Genomic DNA, 25,216 nt, shown 5'->3' on the forward strand with positions numbered 1-25,216 from the left:
CTCCTAGAACGTTTCAAAAGCGATCCCTGCGTCTTTGAGTTGGCAATCCATATTTGTTTTAAACGCATCTCGGTTTAAAAACAATTTATCCAAAGCAAATACCTTAACAGGCGATTCAGCAAGCAGTTTATTTAATAAATTATCATCTACCGATTCCAGTAACAACGCTGTTTTACGCGTACCTCGTTGATTATTCACCCAGAAGATTTGATCCGAATAAGTCAATGGATCGGTCAATGTAAAACCTAAGCGTAATATCAGTTCAACAGCCATATGTTCAACACGTACATTATCTTTCACTACATCTTGATACTTTTCAAATAGCTTTAATTGCTCCTCTTCACTCAAGCCCTTAAAACTAGGATTTTGCCATTGTTTGAAATTACTTTCGCTGAGTTTAAAGACTTTAAAACCTGTGTCGATTTTTTGATTTTCTTTTAAGTTGTTTTGAATATGTTGACCAGCACGGCGAATACGTTCCTTAGCAATATCGGCGATAGTTGCAAAACCCGCTTTATATGCTTCGCTTTTTTCGTCTGTGGCTTCAGGCAGTTGCACACAAATATAACGGCGATTACCACCATCCTCAGCATTCAATTGCATCACCGCATGGGCGGTAGTGCCTGAACCTGCGAAAAAGTCGAGGATGATTTGATTATTATTTAATGATCCAATTTGCATTAATACTTTAATAAGTGGTGTTGGTTTTGGATAATCAAAATAGCGTTTATTGTTGAAAAGTAATTGTGTTTGTTTTGTACCGTATGCTGTATTTCTGGCATCTTCATAACTTAAAACTTCTTCTAATTCTTCTAAGATTTCATCTTGTAACCATGCTGAATATAGTCTTGTTCTATATTCTCCATCTAAAGGTTGATAAATTTTTTCATAAATTTCAACAACTCCATTATTTCTCTTTAAAAATTCTACATCTTTATTCTTGATGGCTTGTTCTAATCTTTCTTTTTTCCAACGCCAGCACCCATCTTCGCCATTTGGCAAAATAGGAAATATTTCATTGCCATCATAATCAAGTACTGAATAATAAAGATTAGGTCGATCTTCTCTTTTGGAATTACTTCCCCACTTCCTTGCAAGTTGTATTTTGTAATTACGCTGTTTCTCCACATCAAATTTTGGAAAAATTTCATTATCTTTAATTTTTCTTCCTACAGTAAACTCCTCCTTATTCTTTACATACATTAAAATATATTCGTGATTTTTCAAAAGATTTTTATCATCTGCACCACCTCCACGACCTCTCCAAGGCAACTCCGCCACAAAATTCTCCGATCCAAATACCTCATCACACAGCAATTTCAGCTGAGCCTGTTCGTTATCGTCAATCGAGATAAAAATCACGCCATCATCGCTTAACAAGGTTTTGGCAAGGTGCAGACGGGGCAACATCATAGAAAGCCAGTTACTATGGTAATGTCCATTATCTTTGCTATTTTTACGCCACGCACCTTGAAAGGCTCCTTCACGATTAAGGTAACCCTCTTGATTTACATCCCCTACTCGCTTAGCATATTCATCACGTGTTTCAGAAAACTTATCAGGATAAATAAAACTATCATTGCCCGTGTTGTAAGGTGGGTCGATGTAAATCATTTTGACTTGCCCAGCATAGGATTTTTGAAGGATTTTCAAGGCTTCTAGGTTTTCAGCTTCAATAAATACATTCTGCGTATTTTCAAAATCTACGCTTTCTTGAGGACAAGGCGTTAAGGTGTTGTAAGTGGGAGATTGTAATGTTCGGTAAGCCTTTGATTTACCCGCCCAGTTTAGGTGATACCGTTCATTATTAAGATCAATATTTTCTTCACCCAAAACTAATTTTAATTTCTCAACATCTACTTTTTCTTCGCAAAATATTTCTGGAAAAATTTGCTTTAATTGTTCAATTTTATTTTCGATGTAAAGACTATTTTCTCTATCTTGCGAACATGTTTTTAGTGTATAATTGTTCTGTTCTGTTCTGTTCTGTTCTGTTCTGTTCTGTTCTGTTCTGTTCTGTTCTGTTCCATTAGTGCACCCATAAAATCTAGAATCTAACTAAGTAATTTTACTCATATTAAAATACGCAGTAAAGCGAAAAGTATATAACATTCGTTTATTCTGAAATCATCAATGCGTTTGGATATTAAGTGGTACTAAGACCTTTAAATCGTGTGGATGTATGAGAATAAACCTGCTCACATTGAACGTATCAAGCTATTGTTTATGATTGATAATTCTATTCTTCCTATATAACTAATTTTATTTTTTCAACCATATTTATCAAATTCCGTAAAACTACTTCTTTGCTATTTTTCGTCATACTGGACATGCAACAATATAATATAATTTAAAAAAATCGTTATCTACTCAAAACTTTCTGGGACAAATGACATGACCATTGCTATAGGAAAAATAGAATACCAACGCGGAACACATCCTGTCACCGCCCTTGGTTTTTCTTATTCTGAGATGGAATTAAATGAAGCTTTGGCAAACGACGTGAAAAAGATTGTTTTTGATGTAGAAGAAACACAAGAAATCAGTAATATTCTTCAAAATACAGGTTTTGTGAAGGAAAGTATCGAAAAAATTTTCAATCCTAGTTTAATCTCTACAGAAAATTGGCGCATAGGTGAAAGTATTGCCCAATGTTATCTAAGCAATCATCGTCAGTGCTTTTTCCCTTGGCATAGCCATAGAGACGAACGTCAAACAAAATCTTCTTTACCTGGTGCTGATTTGGTAGGATTTCAAATCATAGATAACCACACTTATTTTGCCTGTGTAGAAGTAAAAACTTCCAGTGAAAATCAACATCCACCCCGAGTCATGACGGGAAATTCAGGATTAGAATCTCAAATTAAAAAAATCGTGGAGAATGAAACTTCCAAAAGCGTATTAATTAAATATCTTGCTTACCGATGTGTAAATGTAAATTGGGAGCATCTTTTTAAAGAAGCATTCCAAAACTTTCTGGAAAACTCTAATAATATGAGGTTATTTGGATTTTTAATTAGAGATACAAAACCTAATTCCAAAGATATTGAAAGAAGTATCGAAAATTTAGCTAAATATACCTCTTCCAACCCATATATTGAATTTCTTGTCCTTTATCTACCCGATAAAAGCATTCCGTCTTTAAGTAGTAAAATCACAAACTATCAATATGGCGGTGTAGCATGACCATCACACAAGAATCTTTAGAAAAATTAAATACACATTGGGCCATTCAAGCTATTAGCGAAAATGAAAGAAAAGAGGCATTTAATCTAGCTAATAAATTAATGGTAAATAATGCTGTCGGCTCACAGTTTAATCTTGAATTATCTTCTATCAATTTTGACTTATTAGAACGCATTGCTTTAGCATATGAAGTGGCTGCCATAGAACATCTTAATGCTTTATTAAATCCCACGTCTAACGATACTGAATTAAGAGAACAATGCATCGCTGCATCACATCAAGCTTTTGAATTTTATAGATTATTACCCATCCCCACTCAACAAGAACAAAAAATATTTCATACATTACATTTAGCCTGTTTAGCTTATTGCGGACAAAGAAGTGTTGATTTATATCGATGGCTAAATGAAAATAAAGATAAGATTGTTATTTCAACATCTTCTGATGCCACTTGGGATATTAAAATTCTTCATACCTTGTATCGCTGTTGGCTACGTCTATTTCAACATAACGATTGGCAAAGTATTAACGAAATCATCCATTTTGTAAACGAGCTAAGAACATCTCAAAAAGCATATGAGGCAGATTTTTTTAATCATGGAAGTGTTGCCGAAAATCAGGCTAAAGCACTACATTTAGTCAGTTTGTATCATTGGGCAAAGGCAACCGACATTCAAGCCAATTACTTATTAAAAGGTGAACCGATTACGGTCGCCCAGCTACTAGACAAACATTTTGAATCTGCCATTGAAGCTGCTTTTAACTACTCTGACATGCAACTTGAAATGTTACTTAGATGGATGCAAGTCGCTTCACGCCAAATGGTAGAGACCTCAATATGGTGGGTGGCTCGTCGCATTAACTCACGAGTCACGAAATTTATTAATCACGTGACTAAATCTAACGCTTTATTTGAACTTATTCCGCCTCAGAAAACTGCCATACAAGAACAAGGTTTATTAGACGTTGCCGCCACTGCCATTGTTGTTGACATGCCTACATCTGGCGGAAAAACTTTACTTGCCCAATTCAGAATTTTACAAGCTTTAAATCAATTCGCAGAAAGCGAAGATGGATGTTGGATTGCCTATATTGCTCCAACTAAAGCACTAGTATCCCAAATTACACGGCGTTTACGAAAAGATTTTGAACCTATCGGCGTTAAAGTTGAACAGCTTACTGGATCAATTGATATTGATACATTTGAAGAAGCACTTTTAACGCAGGAAAACGGACAAAAAAGCTTTGATATTTTAGTTGCTACTCCTGAAAAACTACAACTCATTATTCGTAATAAAAAAGTACCTCGCCCATTGGTATTGGTAGTTATGGATGAAGCTCATAATATCGAAGATGAACAACGAGGCCTAAGAATAGAACTTTTATTAGCCACCATAAAAGCTGAATGCGATAAAGCCAACTTTTTATTATTAATGCCTTTTGTAGAAAAAGCTGAAACCATCGCACGTTGGCTAGCTCATGACCGTCATGCAGGACGAGCCATCAGTCTTGGAACCACTGCATGGAAGCCTAACGAACAAATGGTAGGAATATTTCGACCTATCAATGAACATGATGAAAAAAGTAGTTGGCGTTTAGAATATGAAACATTGACGACCACACGCAATACTATTCATTTAAAAGGAAAACATTATGTAGGGGGCATCAATCCCCTTAATATAAACAAGCGTCAATGCAATCTATCCTTACAAGCGGTTGCCATGGCAAAAATTATGTCTGTACGAGGAACCAGCATTGCTATTGCTACCCGGATAAATGACGTTTGGAATATGGCTCGAACAGCGGCAAAAAATATGCCCCTCCTTCACCCTATTCCAGATGAAATTGTATTAGTTCAAAAATTTATTCAAGCCGAAATTGGTGAGAACTTTGAACTAATCGATATGCTCTCAAGAGGGATCGGTGTCCATCACGCAGGGCTATCTGATGAGATAAGAACCTTGATGGAATGGCTCGCAGAAGAAGGAAAGTTAAAAATACTTTGTGCCACCACCACTATCGCTCAAGGTATCAATTTTCCAGTTTCATCAGTATTTTTAGCTTCTCGATACTTACCTAGCAAAAAATACTGCAAAGAAATGTCAACACGTGATTTTTGGAACTTAGCTGGTCGTGCTGGACGAATGAATCATGAAAGTGTTGGCATAGTTGGTATCGCCGCTGGACAGCATCCCGATAAAACGATTAATTTTGTAAAAAATAAAACGGGCGAGTTGGTTTCTCGTTTAATTCAAATGCTCGAAAAGTTAGAAGAAGTCGGGCAGTTGAATGAATTAAATAAAAAAATATACCTTCCTGATTGGGAAGATTTTCGTTGTTATGTGGCACACTTATGGAATGAGAAGAAAAATCTTGATCTTGTATTAGCCGAAACAGAACAGCTTTTACGCAATACATTAGGTTACGGTGTTTTAGAAAGTGATTCAAAAAATAAACAAAAAGCTCAGAAACTATTAGATGTTACGCGTCAATACGCACAATCTTTAAACGAGAAAATAAAATTTGTCACCTTAGCTGATATGACAGGATTCTCTCCCGAGGGTATTAGCAAAGCCATAACGGGATTCAATCAGCTAGAACAAAAACTAACTATTAACGATTGGAAACCCGATAGCTTATTTGGTGAACATTCTGGTATGTCTGAACTTTATGGGATTATGTTAAAAGTACCCCAATTAAAAAATTTAGAAAACATCGCTTCAGATGGCACAAAACATACACTAATAGCTGATATCACCAAAGCATGGGTTTCAGGCCAACGCATTGAAGATATTGCAAAAGCTTATTTTCAGGATAGTGATAAGACCACTTCAATTAGCAATACTTGTAAAGCTATTTATCAAAAATTAATAAATAATGGTACTTGGGGATTTTCTGCACTGAGTAAGTTAGGATTAGACTTCGATAATCTTTCTCAAGAAGAAAAACGCCATATCAATCTCTTACCAGCTATGATTTATCACGGTGTTAAAACGGAAGAAGCTGTTTTGATGAGAATGAATGCTTTACCTCGTAGCATCGCTGAATCTTTCGGCGAAATATTAAAAGACTGCGTTTCAAGTACCGAATATTCTGTCCAACAAACAAGACAATTTCTTAAAAATGCTGATACCTCCCAATGGAATCAAGCCTCGAAAAACTATGCAAATATTTTAAGTGGTCAAGAATATAAAAAGATTTGGAATATATTATCAGGCGAAAGCTAATTTAACCACATCATTCTAAATGCAAAGGTTCTTTTAAAGATTCACTCACCCACCTCGAAAGATGGATGAGTGTTGAATATCATTTTTAGAATTTTACGTTTAATTTTAATTGAGCTTGGTGATCGATGTAATGCTGACGCATTCGTGTTTGATACTGTACACCTAATTCAGCAGCTTTTCCCAGATGATACTGTACTCCAAGCCCAAACTTACCTTGTATTCGTCCTCTTTTAACCGCATGAATATCAAAAGTTTTATCAGGAGCGACTGTATATGAGGCTTGTACTGTATTTTGGGTATCCTTTAGATCAACGCCAACGCCTAACACAGCATTAAACCGTAAAGTGTCTAAGGGTCGATACTCACTCCACATCCCTAATTCAGTTGTCCAAGTATCATAGTGATTTTTTGCAAACCTCAAGCTGTAAACAGATCCTGTCTCTTGATACCCCGCTACCTTAGTTTTTTGATAATCCATTTTGACATAAGGTTTAAACTGCCATTGATCATTGATTTTCATCTGATAAGCCGTTGCAAGTGAGGCATACCATACATCTGCATGGTATTTTGCTTGAGCTTTTTCTGATGCAAAGGCTATATCTCGTTTACCCTTTATCGAACTTCTGGCATAACCCAACTGAGCAGACATTAAAACTTGGTCACTCATATAGGCTTGACCATATACGCCTAACTGCCATGTATTGAGCTTATTTTCCTCGTGTCTTGCTTCATCTAAACCTGTGACTTTAGAGTCCATATAAGCAGTTAACAGTCCTAACGTAGCACGTTCTCTTTGCAAAATATCCGCCCCCAATACAAAGCCATAGTGCTGAGCTTTATATCCTGGTAAACCATGTGAAGACTGTTGTTGCCAGCTTGCCATTGGTTTGAACCAAAGCGACTTTTCTGGACTGGCTTCTGGCGTGCGTAATAAACCAATGCCCAAATGATCATTTACCTCACTTATCTCTTTTGAAAGCGAATGAAGAATAATTGCTGTGTTAGGACTTAACCAAGCGACCATATTGAGTATCGCTTGATTGACTTGCTCACTACTGCTTAGCTTTGTAAAAGAATCGGCTAATTCACTATCTCCCTTTTCATCAAGCACTTCATCTAAAATTGTAGCGACTTCTGTTATGGTTGAATTATCTGGATTCAACATATCAACAATCGATTCTGTTTTTGTCGCCACTGCATGAATAGCGGTTGAAAGTGTGGTAGCGGGACTTGGAGCATCACCCTCAGCCCTGCTACTGCCAATGGATTCGTCAACTAAGTCTTCCATATTCACCCAAGCGTCATCATAGTGTAATGTAAAGTCATATAAAGCACTATTATCCGAGACTTGAGCAAATTTCCCTTTAATATAAAATCGTTGTTCCGTCACTAATGCTTCAGATTGTTGTTCTGCCATACGTTGAACAGAAACAATATGATTTAATGTCTCTTTCAAAGCACCGTCGGTAAAATTTTCTGCATCGATGAAAAGTTTCCCTTTGCTAATATCGAGATGACCATTTTCTACCAATAAACTTCCGTAATCATCTTTAGCGTGTACAGTCAACACTATGGTCTGCCCTTCACGCATCGCATAATTTCCCTGATAGACCAACGCATCATTTAATACCATTTCATCGACGGGCTCTAATGCGGCCACTTCTTGAATCACCGCAGGCGTATTGACCACGATACGTTCTAATGATGCCAACGGTGTTGAAACTTTAATAGGTTGATCTAACGTGGCACTCACACGATCCTTGCCTAAAACCAAGGTATCACGCCCCTCTCCAAAGTTTACTAAACGAGCATTTAAACGTACGGTATCATCAGCGATGAGTAATTGATCATCCCCCTCTTTGAAATCAATATCCCCATTTATAATGGCGTGATGTTCTAATATCAAGGTATTCGGTGATTCATCGCCCAATACAGCATAGGGTAAAAAAGCCAATTTTTCGCCCTCTTGAGACATCGCTAATACTTCAAAACCATTAGCATTTAGGGTACTTTCATTTAACGTTACCTTTGTATTATTGCGAATCCCCAAAGCATTGACCAAGCCATTAACCGTTGTTTTATTAAGCGATAAATCTTGATTGGCGACCAAAGCAGCATTCGATAAACCTACTCCATTAATAATATGATTTTCTATATGGCTGTCCATAGCGGTATAACTACTATCTAAGCCACTGTTATCTTTAGGTGCATTTAGAATCTGATACTGTTCGCCATTCCATTCTATCGTACTATTTTCAGCCACCACCACCGACTGAATCGCACCATAACGCGAATTATCAGATTTCACCACACGTATTAAATGTTCATCTTTTAACTCAGGTTTCTCTGGAGCACCATAACGTTCTGTCAATAGTTTATTAACGGTATTCAATTGATGATTCATGATTGAAATTTCACTATTAACAAAATCATGATACAAATCTACTAACTTTTGGAATCCTGCTCCCAAAGTGATGTCTCCCAAGCTCTTTAAATATGCATCAAAATCTTTACGACGATTCATCAATTTGTTTTTGTAACCTAAGAAATCTCGTGCATTTTTCTCTAATGCAAAATGCCCCTGAGCTTTAGTTAGCCAAGATAAATCTGCTATACGAAACTGAGATGAACTTTCATTATGATTATTAAGCGCATCATATATCTTATAGAAAAAATCCAACCGCTGATCAATACTTAAACCTGTCGTAACACCGCCATAATACTGTTCAACTTTTTCTACTGAACGAGCATAGCTAGCGCGCATTGTTATACCAAAATTCTTTACACGTTTTCTTACTCCCTTTACCGTTTTAATGTCAATTTTTAACATAACATCTGTCGATTTTTCAAAATTCTTATCTAACTCTGTACGCACCGTATCAATCTGCTTCCTATTGTATTTTGCAGTAGCCAACTCATATCGGTCAGGTACCTTGGGAGCAAAATAAACCAATGTTCCCTTATTCTGTACGGGGTCTTCATCCGCATTAAAATAAAGATACGTATCTTGTTTGGCCTCTGTACCCGTGCGTGTACCATCATAATTACCTGCAATCATGGTACCTGCCATTAATCCATAATTTTGAATTTGCCCTTCATATCCTGATAAATACTTGGGTTCATTCACACTATAAGCATCATCAATCTTAGATTTTGCCAATAACGCTGCGTGATTGCCTGAGATAATTCCTGTATTGATAATGTCGGATTTCATCTTTTGATCAAAGGCTATTCCTACACCTGATGCTAAGTAATCAATTCGTGCATAACTGCCGTTGGAATAACCATGATACATCTTGGCATAACCACTAATGACACCGCTATTATTGATATGACCCAAAGAAGCCGTATCGCCATTATGTCGTCCTGTAAACAAACTGATACCATTACCACTACCTTTGATATCGCTAATAGCATTGACCTCACGACACCCGTCAGAACTGCAAGTACGAACATTCTGTGGCGCATCAGGAACTTGATTGGGGCGTTGAAGTTTTGACCAAGTATCATTCGTAATGAGTAAAAATGCCAACTCAGGGGATTCAATATGTTCATTTCCACCTATTCCAGCTTTAGTCACCAAAGACCCACTAATGATCCCTTTATTATCAATATTACCCATACTAGCAGAATAGGTTTGGGCGGCTCCTGCCTGTAAAAAAGCAGAAATACCGTTACCCGAACCATAAGCAATCGCTCGAATATCGCCGTAGCCATTACCAGCACGTATATCGGCTTGTCCACTGATAACACCTATATTATCAATATCACCTATTTTCAATACTACCGCATCATCAGCCCGTTCCCCTTGTTCGTTCAAAGTCCCCAATGCCTGCTGTACCATTTCCAAATAAACATTTATACCATTCCCGCCACCGTAAGCTTGGCTTTGAGAGTACACATGAATCACATCAACCGAGTTATTAGCGGACTGTTGTGACAATTCACCCATCAGTCGTCCTGTATTATTAACTGTCCCTAATTCACTAGCAGTTCGGTGTTTTGCAAATCGTAAGGTATGAGCGGCGACACTAATAGCATTACCAGAATCATATGACCGAGTATAGTTAGTGCCTGGCGTGGTCACCGTTGCTCCTGCCGTTAATCGTGCCACCCCACTGATTACGCCATCATTATGGACTGCATTCAACATCGCTTTGTTTTGTTCTTCATAAGCATAGGTACGTTTATCTTTGGTCATAGCTTTAGCTCGTAAAGAAACACCATTACCAGACGACCAACTCACTGTAGCATAGTCCTGCGATGGTGTATCTTTCGCTGCCACACTATCTTGATGCCCATTTGCATGTAATTGACCTTGTATCAGCCCCTGATTATCTAGTCGTTCCAATGCAATCACTACCGACTTACCATATAAATCCGTATTTTTTTCTAGCCCTGCTAAATGAATATTGTCTGGCGTGACACTCATGTTCGCGTCAGCAAGCATGCGTAATGCAGACGTACGCATTGATACAGCACTTCTGGATCCGCCTACCATTGCATCTACGGCCACAGCATCACCTGTCCCATTATCAATATAGGTTCCATAATCAGTATCACCATAAATACTGACACCATTTGCACTTGCATTACTTAGAATAATGCTACGATGAGTCCCTTTGCCCGCATTTAATATCGCTCGTCCCTCTACAAGCCCACTATTTTCAATCGTTCTGAGATTTATCTCCACATCATTGTGGTTAGGCTGTGCGGTCCAGCCATAAGCATCAATTCCATTTGCCTCTCCATCTGTAGCAATGCTAGAACGATAGTCTTTCCATTCTGTCAAAACAGCGTCTTGAGGCAAAGGTATCTCTTCAATAATCCTATATGACTCCTGTGCATTTACCTCCAGTGAGCCATAAATATAGCCTTTATTTTTTGCACCTATTTGTGGAATCAGTCCATCCAAGTCATCTGGATTACCATACCAAATAATCCTAACAGGGTTACCTGTACGATTACGTGTACCCGCAAAGAAATACGCCTCTTCGGGATTCGGCTCCGTTACTTGAGAATTCATTAACACGCGTACATTTTCTGGCACAAAAGCATATTCAGAGTCACCCTGAACATATAGTTTGCGATCATTTGTAATCGCCCAAGATGTACTTAATGCCATTGCCACGATTGCGACAGTAGATTTCACTGCAAAAGATTTCATCTCTCCTCCCTTTTTTAATAAAAATAATGACCTAATAGGAACATTTCTATGTCCCATTGGTCATTTCATTTTCCCCTAACAAACCTTTTTCATCATAACAATATTATTAATGATAATCAATATCATTATTATTGTTTATAATATATAGTTATCCATAATGAAATAGCTTTGATGCTTAATAAATGACTCACTAGCATTACGTCGTAGAAAAAAGGAGGAAAAATGATAACTTTAACAGGTGAGACTATGGGTTCATTGTGGCAAGTGAAAATTGCTCAAGACCAGATTCCTATACAAGATACACAGACGATTCGACGCAGTATTGAACTTGTGTTGGCGATGATTAATGATCGTATGTCAACCTTTATTCCAACCTCAGAGATAGAACAAATTAACCAAAATCACAGTACCTCCCCTATTAAAATCTCACCAGAAATGCACGAAGTGTTAACTCATGCACTTTGTGTATGTAAAGAAACTGATGGCATATATGACATTACCGTTGGAGACTTGGTAAATGCTTGGGGTTTTGGTCCAGTAAAGACCGTCAATCGTCCAGAGAATGCACAAATTCAGGAATTGTTAAAGCATGTAGGTTGGCAAAAAATTTCTTTAACAACGGACGGTTACTTATTAAAAACCGATGCTCATGTCCGCCTAGATCTTTGCTCAATTGCTAAAGGGTATGCCATTGATAAAGTTGCTCAATTATTAGAAAGTTGGGGCTATCATGATTATTTAATCGAAATAGGCGGAGAAGCCTGTGTAAGTGGCTACAAATATCATGAACCATGGCATATTGGTATTGAACGCCCTGAATGGGGTGGCGGTCATCATTATGAACAAATATTGGGGCTGGGTGGCACCAAACTAAGTATGGCGACCTCAGGTAATTATAAGAACTATATCAAACAAGGAAATATCGTGACAGCACATGAAATCGACACCCGAACAGGCTACACAAAATATTCGTCACTACTTTCGGTAACCGTTATCGCACCGACTTGCATGATGGCCGATAGTTACGCAACCGCCCTTTATTTACTGGATACACAAGCCTTAGAGTTTGCCACCACACATAACATTGCAGCGTTTTTCATTATCCATGATCCTAGTTTAGAACAAGGCTACCGCACTGTCATCAGCCCAAAGTTTAAAACACTTGTAATGCAAAAATAAAGAACTCACCCCCTTGGATACGGTCATTCATCAAGAGGGTTGCTTCGTTTTCTGTTAGGCTTACTACACATTATTGTGTTATTCCTCTTCTTGTACCTGCTCCAATATCTTTAGAAAATCTGCACTCGAACGAGAACCCGTTAGGGCAATTTTTTGATTGATCAGAAAAAAGGGAATGCTCTGAATATTTAACTGCATGGCTTCTTGTTCATCATTTCTAACTTCTTGGCAATATTCATCACTATTTAGCATGTCAGCCACTTCATGCGGATTCAGTTCTACTTCCTGAGCCAATAAAATAAGCGTTCGATGATCGGCAAGTATCAAATTATCTTCAAAATATGCTTTCATCAGTCTTGCATGCATCGCTTGTTCTCGCCTTTTCCTACGTGCAAAGTGAGTTAAACGGTGTGCATCAAAAGTTTGGGTATTTTGTACTTGTTCATAATTCATCAAAATACCCGTTTGGCGTGCATAATGTTCGATAGAACGAATCATATGGAGTGCCTCTTCTGGACTTTTTTGATATTTTCTCTCAATGCGTTGCTGCGTACTGTTTGTCACGATATGACTGGCATGAGGATAAAGTTCAAACGATTTATATTGCACATTTACTGGCTTTTGAAACTGGATAAGTGCTTGTGCCAGTTGCTTTTCAGCAATATAACAAAATGGACAAGCGTAATCGAACCAAATATCTATTGTCATCATGAACATACCTTATTTCTTACTTTGATAAAATGGCTCAAACGGAAAAAGATAAGTGCCACAAGAATCAGCCCGATTCCTAATATCTTGCCACTATTTAAAATCTCTGACATAAAAATAACACTTAACAATAAGGTCCAGACAGGTTCTAGAATCATAATAATGGCTGCATGACCGATGTCACTATGCTTTTGTCCCAAAGTCTGCAACAAGAACCGAGCATTCGTGCCAATCAATACACTGAGCAAAAGCCAAAGCCATGTATCAAATGCTACGTGAGTGGGTATCGGTTCTACTATTAATGAATACATACCATTTAATAAACCTACCATCAATAGCTGAATGGTGGTTAATGCTAAAACAGGAACATGCTGCGTATAACGATTATTCAAAACAAATTGAATGGCAGCAAAAATCGCTGCTAATAAAAAGAAAACACTATCGAGTGCAAAACTTCCTTTCCCTTGTGTATTAGCAAGAAAATAAATACCTAAAATGGCGATTGGAAAAGCATACCAAAATGGTTTACTAGGTATTTGGCGAAAGAAAAGCCAAGCCACCATAGGTGATATCAACATCGCCACACTTAGTAAAAATGCGCCTTTACCTAGTTCCGTACTATACTTAACACCTAATACCCAAAAGAAAAGATAAAAACTAAAAGTAATCCCAACGAGTAACGCATTTTTCCATTGTTTTCGATTCATTTGTCGCATTTGTGGTAATGCAAAGGGTAAAAAAATTAACCCTGCAAAACAAAATCGTAAACTTACAAAAGCTACCGCTGAAAGCCCCGCAATCGCATGTTTTGAAAATAACCAGCCTAATGCTGCCGCGATGGTAGTGATAAATAATATGATTTCACCATAATATTTGGTTTTCATTGTTGTCCTCATTATTTGACAAATAATCAACTTGCATATAATAATTTATTTATTGTTGAATTTGTGTCAACCATAAGATGTAAAAATAGCAACTAGGATAAAATAATGGAAATCAGTAATTTAAATGATTTAATCGCATTTGTAGAATCGATAAAATATCAATCTTATAGCGTTGCAGCCAAACAACTGGGACTTAGTCGATCAGCCATTAGCAAACGTATTAGTCGCTTAGAGGATAGATTGGGCATTCGATTATTACAACGCAATAGTCGTCATATCAGTTTAACGGATGACGGACAATTATTTTATGAACGTTGTGTCAATATCTTAGAAGAATTAGAAGATGCTGAACAATTATTAGCTCAACGCCTGAATGAACCTCGCGGTAAATTAAGAATCAGTGTACCAACGGGTTTAGGATTGCTCGTACTTCCACCCATTATTCAAGCGTATTTAAAGCAATATCCACAGGTAGAAATAGAAATATCCTTATCTGATCGTTATGTTGACTTGGTCGAAGACGGGTTTGATTTGGCTGTACGCGTTGGCATACCTAATTCCGAAAGTCGTCTATTAGCACGAACCATCAACTTGCAGCCACTATTACTATGTGCCTCGCCCGATTATCTAAAACAATACGGTACACCCCAAAAACCTGACGATTTAGTCAATCACCAATGTCTTCACTATGTACAAAATGGCAGTATTTCCGCTTGGAAATTTCAACATGGTGGAAAATTACAAACCTTTATTGGAAAAGGACGTTATCGAGCAGATAATGTCCAACAATTAGTTTCGTTTGCTGCCGCTCATTTTGGTGTGGTGCAGTTATTTCATTATTTGGTCAAAAATGAACTCGAAGAAGGACGATTAGTACCTATTTTAACGGAATATCAAATCCCTGAAACCGCGATTCAAGTGGTCTATTCAAGCAGAAAACAACTCTCCCCTAAAATTCGTTCTTTTATCGATTATCTAGCTGAAAACTGGAGATAATGCAGTTTTCAGGCAGTTTGAACCGTTTCGCTTATTCTCGGTCACAAAGTATCCTTTACATTAAAGTTGAAGTTTGAGTATTTAAATATTTTTGCTAAATATGAATAACTATCTATCTGATATGACATTTAGATTTTTATTATTTCCTATTACTTAATTGTGTTTTTCTAAAATAGCTCTTTATTGTTTATGCTTTGTTCGCATATAGTTATTGATGTGAAATTAAACAATCCATAAGGAATAAAAATGATAACGATTAGAAAATCTGAGCAACGTGGACAAGGTCAATTAGAATGGCTGACCAGCTTTCATAGTTTTTCTTTTGCCCAGTATTATGATCCTCAACATATGCATTTTTCACATTTGCGTGTAATCAATGAAGATTTTATTGCCCCTACCAAAGGCTTTGGTATGCACCCTCATCAGGATATGGAGATTTTAACTTATGTCTTACAAGGAAGCGTAGCACACCAAGATAGCATGGGCAATCGCACTCAAGTCAAAGCAGGAGAATTTCAAATCATGTCTGCTGGTTCAGGAATTTTTCATTCTGAAATTAATCCTAGCCTTGATGAAACTTTGCATTTATACCAAATATGGATTATTCCAAATCAAAAAGGTATTACACCTCGTTATGCACAAGGGAAATTTGCCGATAAACAAGGGGCAAGTCTGATTTTATCACCACAAGCAGAACAAGGATCATTTAAGATTTATCAGAATATGCGATTATGGCGTTATCAATATCCAGCTTCTCAAAATATTAGCTTGAATTTAGATAAAAACAGACGTTATTGGCTACAGTTGATTAAGGGAAAATTGCTGTTAAATGGGGAGTATTTAGCAAGCGGTGATGCAGTGGCTATCACACAAGAATCCGATTTAACCCTGCAAACAGAGGCAGATACTGAGTTTCTATTGTTTGATTTGGTTTGAGTTTTTATGAACAACCTTGCCCTAGATACATTTTCTCTTCAAATAGGTTAAACTCTAATATTCTTAATAAATTAGAGGCAATGATGAAAATGAAATATGGAGTGATTCTCAGAAAATTCTAATGTTTTATTAGAATTAGGAGAATCCTATGAGTAGAAGCTACAGAAAAACATCAATCTGTGGATATAGCTGTGCAGAAAGTGAAAAACAAGACAAGCTTATGGTCAACCGCAAGTTTAGACGTTGCTCACGACAGCTGATTAAAATGGGTAAAGATGCACCTATTCATCTTCGTGAAATTAGCCGAAGATGGCTTTTTAAAAAGATAGGAAAGCAGTATTTTGATGCCAAAGATTACCCAAAAGGAATGCGAAAGTAGCTTAAAATAAAAGCCCCCGTATCATAGTGATCGGGTAGAACTAGGTGAAATATTCATATCGAATCATTTCACCTAGTTTTTTATTTACCCCAACAAAAAATCCCGAATATGTTGATGCATCACCCCTTCTACATTCTCCTGCCAGAGTTCATCCATTGTCACAACATATTTGGGATAATTATCTGCGATAGATTGTAGCGGTGAGAATTCTCGTTTAACGGTTTCCTCACTTTCTAGTTTATAAGCTACTTGAACATAGATTTTTTCATTTTGTTTTTCAGCAATAAAATCAATTTCTTTGTTACCTAATTTACCTATATAAACTTGATAGCCGCGTCGTTTAAGCTCCAAATACACCAGATTTTCTAAAATGCCTGCAATCAGACTAGTACGAAATCCCATTTTTGCATAAAGCAAAGAAACATCGCCTAAATAGAATTTTTCTTGTGTTTTTAGAATCTCTTTACCTTTTATATCAAATCGCTCAACACGATGCAAAATAAAAGCACTTTCCAACGCTTTTAAATAGTTATAAACCGTATTTAAATCCACTTTTCGCTGCTGACTTTTAAAATAATCTGCCACATTTTTACCTGAAAAAGTATTGCCAATATTATCAAAAGCATATTTAACAATCCGTTCCAACAGTTCAACATCACGGATTTTATGGCGTTGAACCGTATCTCGCAACGTTACCGAAGCATAAATATCTTGCACAATTTTATAGACAGTTTCTGAATCATAATCGGCGGTATGTACCATAGGAAAGCCACCTTTGTGCAAATACTCATCAAAAAGCGTATTAAAATTTTGTACCGTTTGTTCCGTATAGCTTGCTTTAAAATCCAAAAACTCTTGATAAGAAAGCGTAAAAATCGGTATTTCCACGTAGCGACCTGCTAAGTATGTAGCCAATTCGGACGACAACAGATGAGAATTTGAACCCGTAATATAAAGATCAAGATTAAAATCCACCATAAAAGCATTAACCGCCTTTTCCCATTCCACCACTTCCTGAATTTCATCAAGCAGAAGATAATATTTTTCTGTCGTCTGCACCTTTTCTTTGACCAAAGTATAAAGTTTGTCTGCCGTTTTAACATCAGCAAATACAAAGCTTTCAAAATTAATATAAATGATTTGATGCTCCGCAACACCCTGCTTTAACAATTCTTTTTGTAATATCTTAATGACCGTTGATTTCCCTGAACGACGAATACCCGTGATCACTTTGATAACGGGCATATTGATAAATAGTTTAATTTTTTTCAAATAATTTGGACGGTTGATCATAAAGTTTTTTAGTTATGCTCATCATAATAATATCATTATGATATTAACATATTTTACGGTTATAACCACAAAAACTTTATAAAATTACATACTTTTTATGGTTATAACCATAAAAACTTTTTTGTTTATGCAAAGTAAATAATCGCTAATGGAATTAATTTTTTGATTACAGATGAATTTAAACATATTCGTCCAATCTATCATTCTAATGTAACGTTACCTAATGCTTGTTCTACGATTTTTTCAATATTATTGTCGTTTCCACTTATGGAATCAAATAATTTTTCATTTCTTGAATGAATTTCAAAAGAGTCTGCTTTTGCACTATCGAAAACTATTTTTGTATTTTTCGCCAAATGAGTCGCTATCAATTCAAAAACGTCTTTATCTACTTTTCTAGCATAAAAACCATTATCTAAATCTTGGTGATATCTGTCTATTTCTGCATTAAAGTACTCATCATTTTTCTCCTTATATCGTTTTGATTATATAAAAAAATAAATTAAACAATCAATTAGGGTTTTATACTAGTGTATAACTCCTGCCCCAACTCCACCGCACTTTTTTTTACTTTAACCCGTCTTACTCCGATTTTTACTTTTAACACGATGATGTTCTATATATCAGACCGATAAATAAGAGGAATAAAAATATGATGTTAAAAACTTGGCTTATTATCTAATTGCGATATAATTTTAAGTCAGGAAATATTGCTTTACATGGGAATATCATATGATGAAGCCACAGTTGTTTGGATTACAATCATCCAACAGAGATTTTTCACAGAAAGAAGCATGGGGAAAAAATCAATTTAATTCATCGTTCCCAGTAGCTTTATGTTGCTATATGTCACATAAAAACATAGAGGCTAATTATTTAATTGTTCAAAATAATAAAATCATTCATACCACAATTGACATTCCATCTATTTTAAATATCGATCCAAAAGATAAAAACACATTTTTTGCCTTTGAAACGGCACACTCTCCTTTTACTAAGTATGTTGTTGGTTCTTTACCCCGCACAGATGTAGTTATACAGAATAAAAACACTGGAGTTTGTTTACGTGGATTGGAAATTAAACTTACTGCGTTACCCGATCATACAACCTGTCATCTAACTGATGCAGAATTTGGTTGTGAAATTGTCATTCGTCCTGATACTATTTGTTATTTGGCATGTAGCCTAGCAGAACTATTTGCTGATAACCTTCAACAATACATAATATTACCTAAAGTATCAAAAAAAATTAATTGGTCAGATCCTGCACAAGTTATCACTTTATTTCCTGATATAAAAAGAACTTTAGAAAACCTGTGTCAAGTGCCAGAATCATTACAAAAACCATTCTTACTTCAACCAATCTGGAAAACAGAGGGAAAGTCCTCAAGACTAGCAAATAACTGTTTAGATGTATTTGTTTGGAGTGAGATTGCTTTTGTGCAGTTTATACTATCTATTTCCAATTTAAATACCAATATATTCTCTATCAATAGACAAACAAGGACGGCTATTTGGCTTTATAAAATGTTAGTAGAAATTATTCAACAAGGACAATTTAACCATCATCGTATTATTGATGAATGTTCCTATAATACTAAAAATGATAAGGCTTTTGCTTCATCTGGACAGATAACTAATCCATTTATGCAGTGCAAACGATTAGAAAACCCAATAATTTCAAAATCTGAAATTAAAGAAATTATTTTGGGTGGCGGACAGGAATTATTAAGTCCAGAAAGACGTTTTGATGCCATTATTTATAATTCACCAGAGTTATTTTTATGAGATGTATTGATTTATTTGCAGGTTGTGGCGGATTATCTTTAGGCTTTCAAAAAGCAGGGTTTGAAATATGTGCCGCATTTGAAAACTGGGAAAAAGCCATTGATATTTACAAAAAAAATTTTGATCATCCTATATATCAAATTGATCTAAAAGATGAACAAAAAGCCATAGAAACAATTTATCCGTATCAACCTGACTTAATTATGGGTGGACCTCCGTGTCAAGATTTTTCAAGTGCAGGCAAAAGAGACACTAGTTTGGGACGTGCTGATTTGACTTATCACTTTGCCAATATTGTTTGTCACATCAAACCGAACTGGTTTGTTATGGAAAACGTAGAACAAATCAAAAAAAGTCATATTCTACATGATGTTATTAAACAGTTTATAGAGGTAGGATATGGTTTAACTTCCGTTATTTTAGATGCATCTTATTGTGACGTGCCTCAAGCAAGAACACGCTTTTTTTTAATTGGCAAATTAGGTGAAAACCACCATTTTTTAACCAATGAATTAACAAGAAACCTTTCTCAAAAGCGTATGACGGTGCGTGATTATTTAGGCGAATCACTAGGTTTAGAATACTATTATCGACACCCAAGAAACTATAATCGACGAGGCATATTTTCAATTGATGAACCTAGTCCAACTATACGCGGTGTTAATCGCCCTATTCCTAAAGGGTATAAACTAAATCATAGCGATCCTCAAGGCGTTAATTTATCTGACATTCGTCCTTTAACAACAATCGAACGTAGTTACATCCAGACATTTCCCAAAGATTTTATATTTTCAGGGACAAAAACAGATTTAGAACAAATGATTGGTAATGCAGTACCTGTCAATTTAGCAAAATTTATTGCAAAAGCAATTCAAAACTTTACCTATCATAATGGTTCGGAAGTGCAAATGAGTTTATTTCATCTCCCAGAAAATACATTTAAACTACCCACAAGAACCTTAGTGAAGTAGTTTTCCTTTATAAGTCTGTGTTTTCTCTTACGGCAACGTGATGAAGGGATATGAAAGATGGGCTAACAAACACTATTGGCCAACTTCATTATGTATGAATGACAAAAGGATTAATGACATTTTTTCTCAAGTAATTACTCAAGAAAAAAATCATTGTTTTCTAGTTCTATAGAGTCAAAAAACCTTCTAGCCTGTGATTCAACTTTGATTTCAACGAATTCAATCACATTATTAGTCACTTATTCGTTATAACCATCCACCTTAATATACAGGCTGTTTATCACTTCAAATTATTTGATAAAAATTTTATCAATCGTTCACTATGTGGATGATTGAGTACTTCTTGAGGGCTACCTTGTTCGGCAATTTGGCCTTGATCCAGATAGATAATCTGGTTAGAGACTTCACGAGCAAAGCCCATTTCATGCGTCACCACGATCATCGTTCTACCTTCTTCAGCGAGTACTTGCATGGTTTTTAATACCTCACCTACCAGTTCAGGATCTAAGGCAGATGTAGGTTCATCAAACAATAATACCTCAGGATCCAAAGCTAATGCCCTCGCAATAGCCACTCGTTGTTGTTGTCCACCTGATAATTGAATCGGATATTTGTGAAGCACATCAGAATTTAGTCCGACTTTGGCAATCATGGCTTCAGCACGCTCAACCGCTTGTTGTTTAGGCATTCCAAGTACATGAATGGGTGCCGCAATAATGTTTTCCAAAGCATTCATGTGTTGCCATAAATTAAAATGTTGAAACACCATGCTTAATTTGGTACGCATACGTTGAAGTTGGTGAACATCTACAGGTACCAAATGACCTTTTACTTGTTTGACTTTTAATTCTTCGCCATGCACAAAAATCTGACCTGAATCAGGTGTTTCCAGAAAATTAATACATCTTAAAAACGTACTTTTGCCCGAACCACTGGATCCGATAATACTAATGACATCTCCTTTTTTTGCATCCAAAGAAATGCCTTTTAGTACCTGAACATTACCGTAACTTTTATATATATCTTTGACTGAAAGACTATAAACTGGTGTTGTAGTATCCATATTCTTTCCTAACGTGAACCCTGATCACGATTTAAAAATTTCATCTGACGCTTTTCTATAACTCTAAATATGCCGACCAATATAAACGAAATAATGGCATATAGGATAGCAGCAATACCAAACGCACTAAATGAATCATAAGTAGCACTATTGACATCGCGAGCCACTTTTAGGATTTCGGGTACGCTAGCCGTAAACGCCAATGACGTTGCATGTAAAACCAAAATGATTTCATTCGTGTACAAAGGAAGTGATCGTTTAATCGCTGAGGGCAAAATAATATATCGATAAATTTTGTACTTGGAAAATCCATAGGCCTGAGCCGCTTCAATCTCATTTTGGGGTAGCTGTCGTATTGCACCAGACAAAATCTCCACCATATAAGCACAGGTATTTAATGTGAATGCCAAAATCGTACAATTAAAACCAACTTTAAAGAAATCATCCAAATACGGAATACCTTTGACTAATGAAAAAATCCCCGTATAAATAATGAGTAATTGGACATATAAAGGCGTTCCACGGAACACAAAGGTATAAACCAAGACTGGCCAGCGTAAAAATTTATTTTTAGAAGCTTGGCAAATGGATAAAGGAATGGCAAAACAAGTTCCTATCATCACACTTAAAATCGTGATCCATAAAGTCATTGCAACGCCAGAAATATTATCTGTCACACCTAGGTATTGGCGCCAATATTCCAACCAAATAGTTAGCAAATCAGAATCTGCTAGTAGCGATTGTAATTTTTCAATCATGTGCTACTCCTTTGCGTACCGACAGAAAAACGTTTATTCAGCAGATTCAAAATAATGCCAGCAATAACCGAAATCATCAAATAAATAACGCCCGCCATGACGGCAAAATACATAAATTTCTGAGTCGATCCCGAAGCATACTGGCTAATACGGACAATATCTTCTAATCCAATGAGAGACACTACGGCAGTGGCTTTCAGAATCACTTGAAAATTATTACTGACCCCTGGTAAAGCATGTCTGAGCATCTGCGGAAACGTAATATAACGAAAAACCTGCCATTTACTCATTCCACAAGCAAACCCTGCCTCAATCTGTCCTTTGGGAATCGATAAAAAGGCACTTCTAAAGGTTTCGGTCATAAAGGCACCATAAATAAAAGATAAGGTGATTACGCCAGAAATTAGGGCATCTAACTGGTAACCTTGTTCATTACCAAATAACTCGCAAATCCAATTTACAATTTCTTGTAGGTTATAAAAAATCAATAGCAGCAATACTAAATCTGGCACACTACGAATCAATGTACTGTAGGTAGTCGCTGGGAAACTAATTAAGGGGTTACGAGACAACTTGCATAGTGCGGCAAACACACCAATTATCGTTGAAAACAGCACTGTCAGAACGGTCAACTCTATCGTTAACCAAGTTCCCGACCATATTTGCTCGCCATATCCATAAAAAATGGACTCATTTATCCAATGCCAAAAACCCATAACTTTATCGTATCTAAAACTTCTTTTCTTCTAATAACTATCGGTCATATTTATTAGATTTGCAATTATCTCTTACCATACCTTTTTATTTATTGACTAGGGTTTGTCCTGTCAATATTTAAATAGAAAAAATGCCTGAGTTATACCTTAAAAGGTACAGCGTCAAGCATTTTAACCGTTTATATTAAAAAAATCTTTTTTTCTTAACCGCTGACACTATTTCTGTGTACGAGGGTCCAAAATACCGAAACGATTGTATTTCTCTAGAATCTTAGCATAAGTGCCATCTGCTCTCATTTGTTCTAAAGCTTTATTAACATCAGCGATAAGTTTTTTGTCATTCTTACGGAAAGCAATACCACAACCTTCGCCAAAAATAGCTTTATCATAAACAAACTCGCCTGTTAGTTTAAACCCTTGTCCCTCAGGCGTGTCTAAGAAATAAATGGTCCCTGCTACATCCTGTAAAGACGCATCTAATCGACCTAGTGCCAAGTCTTGTTTTACCAACTGGTTCGTATCAAAATCCACTACTTTCACCCCATTAGGTTCCCAATATTTTTTGGCATAAGCGGATTGAATCGTACCTGCCTGAACCCCTACTGTTTTACCTTTCAATTCTTCAACTGAAGCACCAATATCAGGGCTGTTTTTAGCTACCATCAAACGTGTAGAGGTCACGTATAGCGGTTCACTAAAGCTGACTACTTTCTGACGTTCTGGCGTAATAGACATGGTCGATAACACCATATCGATTTTCTTAGAACGCAACGCTGGAATCATCGAATCAAAGGATAAGGTTACCCATTCACATTCCACATTCATCGCCTTACAAATATAATCCCCGATTTCAGGATCGATACCGACTAAATTACCCTTTGCATCATAAGACTCAAAAGGTGGATCAGCTGGATCGGTACCAATTCTTAATACCTGAGCTGCCTGAGCCTGGGCAAAGAACACAGTGGCCAATAAACTTGCAACCAATAGTTTCGCTTTCATAACTTCTCCTTAGCCAGCTTATTTGCTAGGCGATAAAACACTATATAAATCTGTCAAAAGTTGACTCAATTCAGTTGCCATCAACGTCATCGCAACATCATAACGTTCAACTTCATCCATATCACTATGATACTCATCTTCTTCCAGAATATCTATAGGGAAAACCCTTTTAATATCCCCATTATCAGTCAATAAGAATGACACCTTATCTTTCCAAGTAAGTGCTAATTTTGTGCAGCATTTGTCAGTCTGTAACAGGGTTTTGATTTGGGGATCATCAAGGCGATGATGAACGTATCGGATTTTAGCACGAGACTCATTAATGGATGTCAGCTCTGCGTCTGAATCAATGGTAAATTTACTAGGAGCCTCTTCTAGCAACCATTCACTCATGGCACTAGTGGGCGAACGTTTTAATTCAACCATCTCCAACGGTAATGGTGATAAAGAATCAGATAAAGTCGCGATCACGGCATCTGCTTTACTGGCCGAAGCCGTATCAATAACCAACCATCGATTGATGGGATCAATCCATACCGATAAATATCTAAAGATACTAAATGCTTGGGGACGTAATGTAAATTCAACCTCATCACGAATTTCTTTCATCTGTTTTCGACCTGGTTTAAACCCTTGTCTTTCCTCGATTTCTTGGGCTTTCTGAGCAGCAACCTGTCGAATAACTGAGGCCGGTAATAGTTTCGTTTCACTACAAAACTTTAAAAAATATTGTCCATTAACATGGTGGACAATAGAATCATCTGATTTAAAAACAGGCATCCAACCATCATTCTTATTATCAGAAAACTCGCCTGGCACAAACGTTTTATTAGATAAAGCCTTTTTTAAGCCTTCTAAATCAAAATTCCAATCTTTCGTTAAACGATATACTTTTAAATTTTTAAACCACATGCTGGGCCTCACTTTTTATTTAGTCCTACATTTTGCCATATCACTGTCTAA

At 36.5% G+C, this 25,216-nt stretch carries 19 protein-coding genes; 8 read left to right on the plus strand and 11 right to left on the minus strand.

Annotation, left to right across the window (positions count from 1 at the left end; genetic code table 11):
• Positions 1–3: 3 nt before the first annotated feature.
• Entirely contained in the window at positions 4–1,833 is a 1,830-nt protein-coding gene (locus IX83_RS04680) for a site-specific DNA-methyltransferase (RefSeq protein WP_201770232.1), read from the minus strand.
• A 561-nt stretch (positions 1,834–2,394) separates the two neighbouring features.
• Here IX83_RS04680 and IX83_RS04685 point away from each other — a divergent pair.
• Positions 2,395–3,186, plus strand: a complete 792-nt coding sequence (locus IX83_RS04685; protein WP_038499758.1) for a hypothetical protein — start codon at positions 2,395–2,397, stop codon at positions 3,184–3,186.
• Positions 3,183–6,413 carry a DEAD/DEAH box helicase gene (locus IX83_RS04690; protein ID WP_038499760.1) on the plus strand — a complete coding sequence of 1,077 codons (3,231 nt, stop codon included), beginning with the start codon at positions 3,183–3,185 and terminating at the stop codon, positions 6,411–6,413. Before IX83_RS04685 ends, IX83_RS04690 begins: the two co-directional genes overlap by 4 nt.
• An 85-nt stretch (positions 6,414–6,498) precedes the next feature.
• Here the strand turns inward: IX83_RS04690 and IX83_RS04695 are convergent, their stop codons facing one another.
• Positions 6,499–11,580 carry an autotransporter outer membrane beta-barrel domain-containing protein gene (locus tag IX83_RS04695; RefSeq protein WP_158074688.1) on the minus strand — a complete coding sequence of 1,694 codons (5,082 nt, stop codon included), beginning with the start codon at positions 11,578–11,580 and terminating at the stop codon, positions 6,499–6,501.
• A 222-nt stretch (positions 11,581–11,802) separates the two neighbouring features.
• On the opposite strand from IX83_RS04695, the gene IX83_RS04700 reads away from it, so the two are divergent.
• Positions 11,803–12,759 (plus strand): FAD:protein FMN transferase, encoded by a 957-nt coding sequence (locus tag IX83_RS04700; RefSeq protein WP_038499764.1) that lies wholly within the window; start codon positions 11,803–11,805, stop codon positions 12,757–12,759.
• A gap of 78 nt (positions 12,760–12,837) precedes the next feature.
• Here the strand turns inward: IX83_RS04700 and IX83_RS04705 are convergent, their stop codons facing one another.
• Together IX83_RS04705 and IX83_RS04710 are read right to left on the minus strand one after the other, a co-directional pair.
• Positions 12,838–13,470 carry a DsbA family oxidoreductase gene (locus IX83_RS04705; RefSeq protein ID WP_201770233.1) on the minus strand — a complete coding sequence of 211 codons (633 nt, stop codon included), beginning with the start codon at positions 13,468–13,470 and terminating at the stop codon, positions 12,838–12,840.
• Complete coding sequence (locus IX83_RS04710) at positions 13,467–14,351, minus strand: DMT family transporter (RefSeq protein WP_038499766.1); 885 nt, start codon at positions 14,349–14,351, stop codon at positions 13,467–13,469. Before IX83_RS04710 ends, IX83_RS04705 begins: the two co-directional genes overlap by 4 nt.
• Before the next feature lie 105 nt (positions 14,352–14,456).
• Here IX83_RS04710 and IX83_RS04715 point away from each other — a divergent pair, with 105 nt between their 5' ends.
• The 3 genes from IX83_RS04715 (at position 14,457) to IX83_RS04725 (ending at position 16,662) form a co-directional block, all read left to right on the plus strand.
• Positions 14,457–15,347, plus strand: coding sequence for a LysR family transcriptional regulator (locus IX83_RS04715; RefSeq protein WP_038499768.1), 891 nt, complete (start codon positions 14,457–14,459; stop codon positions 15,345–15,347).
• A 246-nt stretch (positions 15,348–15,593) separates the two neighbouring features.
• Positions 15,594–16,283 carry a pirin family protein gene (locus IX83_RS04720; protein WP_038499770.1) on the plus strand — a complete coding sequence of 230 codons (690 nt, stop codon included), beginning with the start codon at positions 15,594–15,596 and terminating at the stop codon, positions 16,281–16,283.
• A gap of 148 nt (positions 16,284–16,431) precedes the next feature.
• Entirely contained in the window at positions 16,432–16,662 is a 231-nt protein-coding gene (locus IX83_RS04725; protein ID WP_038499772.1) for a hypothetical protein, read from the plus strand.
• Between the two features lie 84 nt (positions 16,663–16,746).
• Here IX83_RS04725 and IX83_RS04730 read toward each other — a convergent pair whose 3' ends face one another.
• Positions 16,747–17,955 carry an ATP-binding protein gene (locus tag IX83_RS04730; RefSeq protein ID WP_038499774.1) on the minus strand — a complete coding sequence of 403 codons (1,209 nt, stop codon included), beginning with the start codon at positions 17,953–17,955 and terminating at the stop codon, positions 16,747–16,749.
• Between the two features lie 200 nt (positions 17,956–18,155).
• The gene (locus tag IX83_RS09020; RefSeq protein WP_158074687.1) at positions 18,156–18,311 is read right to left on the minus strand and encodes a hypothetical protein; all 156 of its coding nucleotides are present in this window, start codon (positions 18,309–18,311) and stop codon (positions 18,156–18,158) included.
• 376 nt (positions 18,312–18,687) lie between these two features.
• Here IX83_RS09020 and IX83_RS04735 point away from each other — a divergent pair, with 376 nt between their 5' ends.
• Both IX83_RS04735 and IX83_RS04740 read left to right on the plus strand, forming a co-directional pair.
• A complete protein-coding gene (locus IX83_RS04735; RefSeq protein WP_038499775.1) occupies positions 18,688–19,743 on the plus strand; it encodes a HindVP family restriction endonuclease in 1,056 nt (351 codons plus the stop codon).
• Positions 19,740–20,714 (plus strand): DNA cytosine methyltransferase, encoded by a 975-nt coding sequence (locus IX83_RS04740; protein WP_038499777.1) that lies wholly within the window; start codon positions 19,740–19,742, stop codon positions 20,712–20,714. Before IX83_RS04735 ends, IX83_RS04740 begins: the two co-directional genes overlap by 4 nt.
• Positions 20,715–20,994: 280 nt before the next feature.
• Here the strand turns inward: IX83_RS04740 and IX83_RS04745 are convergent, their stop codons facing one another.
• The 5 genes from IX83_RS04745 to IX83_RS04765 form a co-directional block, all read right to left on the minus strand.
• Entirely contained in the window at positions 20,995–21,777 is a 783-nt protein-coding gene (locus IX83_RS04745; RefSeq protein ID WP_038499779.1) for an ABC transporter ATP-binding protein, read from the minus strand.
• Between the two features lie 8 nt (positions 21,778–21,785).
• A complete protein-coding gene (hisM, locus tag IX83_RS04750; RefSeq protein ID WP_038501584.1) occupies positions 21,786–22,496 on the minus strand; it encodes a histidine ABC transporter permease HisM in 711 nt (236 codons plus the stop codon).
• Positions 22,497–22,531: 35 nt separating this feature from the next.
• Entirely contained in the window at positions 22,532–23,251 is a 720-nt protein-coding gene (locus IX83_RS04755; protein WP_051919320.1) for an ABC transporter permease, read from the minus strand.
• Between the two features lie 216 nt (positions 23,252–23,467).
• Positions 23,468–24,253 carry a transporter substrate-binding domain-containing protein gene (locus IX83_RS04760; RefSeq protein ID WP_038499781.1) on the minus strand — a complete coding sequence of 262 codons (786 nt, stop codon included), beginning with the start codon at positions 24,251–24,253 and terminating at the stop codon, positions 23,468–23,470.
• Positions 24,254–24,271: 18 nt separating this feature from the next.
• Positions 24,272–25,165: a recombination-associated protein RdgC gene (locus tag IX83_RS04765; RefSeq protein ID WP_038499783.1), complete on the minus strand. Its 894-nt coding sequence runs from the start codon at positions 25,163–25,165 to the stop codon at positions 24,272–24,274.
• Between the last annotated feature and the right edge of the window lie 51 nt (positions 25,166–25,216).

The sequence above is a fragment of the Basilea psittacipulmonis DSM 24701 genome, from assembly GCF_000743945.1.
GTDB lineage: Bacteria > Pseudomonadota > Gammaproteobacteria > Burkholderiales > Burkholderiaceae_B > Basilea > Basilea psittacipulmonis.